At 60.8% G+C, this 3,375-nt stretch carries 3 protein-coding genes; all 3 read right to left on the bottom strand.

The window, feature by feature from the left end:
* Window positions 1–60: 60 nt before the first annotated feature.
* Window positions 61–687, bottom strand: a complete 627-nt coding sequence (locus EN906_RS27680; protein ID WP_063169382.1) for a nitrogen fixation protein NifQ — start codon at window positions 685–687, stop codon at window positions 61–63.
* On the bottom strand, window positions 674–1,726 hold the full coding sequence (locus EN906_RS27685) for an LLM class flavin-dependent oxidoreductase (RefSeq protein WP_063169383.1): 1,053 nt from the start codon (window positions 1,724–1,726) through the stop codon (window positions 674–676). Before EN906_RS27685 ends, EN906_RS27680 begins: the two co-directional genes overlap by 14 nt.
* A gap of 138 nt (window positions 1,727–1,864) precedes the next feature.
* A partial coding sequence (locus EN906_RS27690; RefSeq protein WP_127375517.1) for an SDR family oxidoreductase occupies window positions 1,865–3,375 on the bottom strand: 1,511 nt, incomplete at its 5' end.

A 3,375-nucleotide genomic window follows, 5' to 3' on the forward strand; every position in this document is an offset into this window, starting at 1 on the left:
TTCCTCCATACGACGGCGCCGCGATAAGCGTTTGTCCGCAGCTGCGATCAAGCGAAGTGACTAACCGACATTCGTGGTCGGCGAGAGGCGACTCTCAACTTCCTCCGGGCCGAAGCAGCTTTCGAAGTCATGGCATTCCCCGCAACTGGGTGCTGTGCATGACGAAAAGCCTTCGGCCTCACACAGCTTGCGGTAAAAGTACTTTTTCCATTTCATGTTTTCTGTGTTGCCTGCCGCCAGCGCGGGAAAATGTCTGGCAAGCAGGCGGCTGAGCTCAGCGCGATTTGAGAGGCCAAGATCCCGCCAAAGATGGTCCATGCGCATCGCACGCCGGGCGATGATCTTGGCCAAGCGGGCGCTCGCCGGGTCGGCCGGCGCAGCATGCGCTAGCAGCAGCCGGCGTAGCAGTTCCTCTTCCAGTTCCGGCTCGGGCTCGCTCAACTCCTCCAAAGCGAATACGCTGCTGGAGGTAGACGGGAAAGTTGCGGCCAAGACATCACGCAATTCGACAGACGAAAGGCCTGTCCCCTCCGTCGCCAACACCTCGCCCGCCTGGACCTCCTCAAGCGAACGTGAATGTACGCAGGGCAGCACATGCTGATCGAAGCTCCTCCCTAGCTCGGACCCACGCCATTGCGCGCTGGATAGGCAGCCATCATCGTAACGGCCGGCTTCAGCTTCCGGCATGACAAAGCGCCTTGTTGACCGCAGGGATGATCTTGTCGCCCCAGAGCTCGATCTGGCGCAGCATCGTCTTTTGGTCGAAGTCGCCCAATTGAGTCTGAACTGCGATCTGGTCCGGTTTCAAGATATCGATCTCTTCCAGCAGGCGATCAATCACGCGATTTACGCTGCCAATCGGCAAATTTTTGCGCATGGTCTCGAAGGACAGATCCTGCTGGGTCGGTGTCTCCTGCAGCAGGTAGCCATCGTGGCTCTGTTGGCGACGCTGATGCAGGGCTTCAGAAAGCCGGCGCTGGAAGCGGGCATTGTCGAGATAGCTGTTGATCTCCAACTCGTCGTGGCTGGCATAGCAGCAGCGCAGCAGCGATATCTTGACGTCGGTGACGTTCTTTTCCTCGGATGCCGCCGCCCTCTCGACTGATTCACGCAGTGTGGTCAAAGTCTCTAAGCCGTCGTGGAAGGCTGTGACAAAAAAATTGTGCCCCTCGCGGTAGGCCCGAGCCATCCGTGCGGCTCCGCCAGCGATCCAGATAGGCGGCGTCGGCTGCTGGACTGTGCGGACCGAAATCGCTGTTGGGGGGATCTTCTCATACTGGCCGTCGTGTTCGAAGACGTTTTGGTTGAGGCCCTTGAGAATGATGTCCAGGTATTCCGAAAAGACGGCCGGCGCCTCATCGATGTCCACGCCGAACCGTTCGAACTCGAACTGCTGGTATCCCAAGCCTACGCCGAGCTCGAGACGGCCGTTCGCAACGATGTCGGCGAAGCCGATCTCGGACAGCAGGCGCTGCGGTTGGTAAAGCGGCAGCACGCAGACGGCAGTGCCCAGGCGAATCGTGCTTGTCAAGCCGCCGCAGTGCGCCACCATCATCAGCGGGGATGGTATGAGGCTGTAATTGTTGAAGTGGTGCTCAGCAAACCACGCGGTGTTGAACCCAGCCTGCTCCGAAGCGACGGCCTGTTCGATGGAGTTGCGGATGACGCTTTCTGAGGATTGGTGATAGCCACGCTGGGCGGCCAGAATGAAAGTGGCAAATTCCATGATTTCTCCTCGTTATAGACACGTCAGCCGACCGGGAATGTGCTCGGCATGCGCATGCTTGGATCTCAAGCACCTCAGGTGCGTCGTGGAGCCGAGGCTTCATAATGCTCGGCCGGTCGCCCTGCGAAGGCCTGGCAATTAACCTGCGGCCTCCGCAAAACATTCGTCATAGAGCTCGCTGGCGTTTCCCGCATCACCGAACGAGGTCCAGCCGCCGTCCACGTAGAGGATCGAGCCGTTGATGTATGAGGCGTCAGACGAAGCAAGGAAGAACGATGCATCTGCGACGTCTTCTGGCCGTCCCATCCTGCCCATGGGGATGCGTCGTCCGATTGCTGTCAGGTCGATGCGGCCGGCTTTGGCCAACTGAGCAAGTGCGGGCGTGCGGATGTGGCCAGGAGCGACGGTGGCTGTCCGAATTCCGACCGGCCCGAGTTCGGCCGCCATGCAACGGGTCAGCATATCCATCCCCGCCTTGGAGGCGCCGTAGGCATGGCGCGGCGCGAACGGCAGAAAGCTGTCGATCGACCCGAGATTGAGGATCACGCCGCCCGGGCGCATAGCCTTGATCGCTTCGCGCGCGCAGGTGAAGGCGCCGGTAAGGTTGACATCCAGGACGTGTTCGAGCTGTTTCGACAGTTGCTCGATCGCAGGCACAATCCTGTCGGCGGTATCAGCACTATTGACCAGAACATCGATATACCCGAAGCGTCCCCTCAGTTCTTCGAACATCGACACCACATCGCTCTCGACGGCCACGTCCAGCGATTTCGCCAGATGCTTGCCGGGGAGCGATGTAGCCAGCTCTGCCGCTGCAGTGCCATCTTTATCAGCAATCACGACGGTGTCGCCGTTCGCGGCAAAGCGGCGAGCGACGGCCGCGCCAATGCTTTTTGCGCCACCGGTGACGAGCACGATTCGCGCATCTGTGCATTCGGCCGGACAGGAGAGCTCGGCTTGGAGCGCACCATCCACCGGCGGGTGAGCATCCCCCGGCTGGTTGAATGACATCCAGCCTCCGTCGACTGCCAGCACCGAGCCGGTGATGTAGCGCGCCTGCGTGCTGCTCAGAAAACGCACGACCCTGGCGATCTCGTCGGGGCGAGCCAAGCGCCCCATCGGCACGCGGCGGCGTATCGCCGCGAGGTCCATTTTGCCAGCGCGTGCCAGTTCTGTGACCATTGGGGTGCGGACGGAGCCCGGCGCCACCGCCGTGACGCGGATTCCTCGCATAGCCCACTCGCATGCAAGGGACTTTGTCAACGAGATCACGCCAGCTTTCGAGGCTGCGTAGGCGTTGCGCCTGGGATTGCCGACCACGCCCGCCATCGAAGCCACATTGACGATCGCACCGCCCGGCTTCATGCGCCGCGCCGCTTCCCGGGCCATAACGAATGGCCCAATAAGGTTCACTGTCACGCCGCGTCGGAAGGTATCGACAGCGGTGTCGATGATCCTATCCATCGTGGGTCCAACCGCCGCATTGTTGATGAGGACATCGATTTGCGCGAACCGTGCTTCGACCTGGCCGAAAAGTGAGAGCATGTCCTTCTCTCGCGACACATCGCACTCCAGACCGACGTGCGGCGACCCGAGATCCCGAGCCAGTTCAACCACACCACTGCCCGGAAGGTCCACCGCAACTACAG

The organism is Mesorhizobium sp. M7A.F.Ca.CA.004.06.1.1 (assembly GCF_003999135.1).
GTDB lineage: Bacteria > Pseudomonadota > Alphaproteobacteria > Rhizobiales > Rhizobiaceae > Mesorhizobium.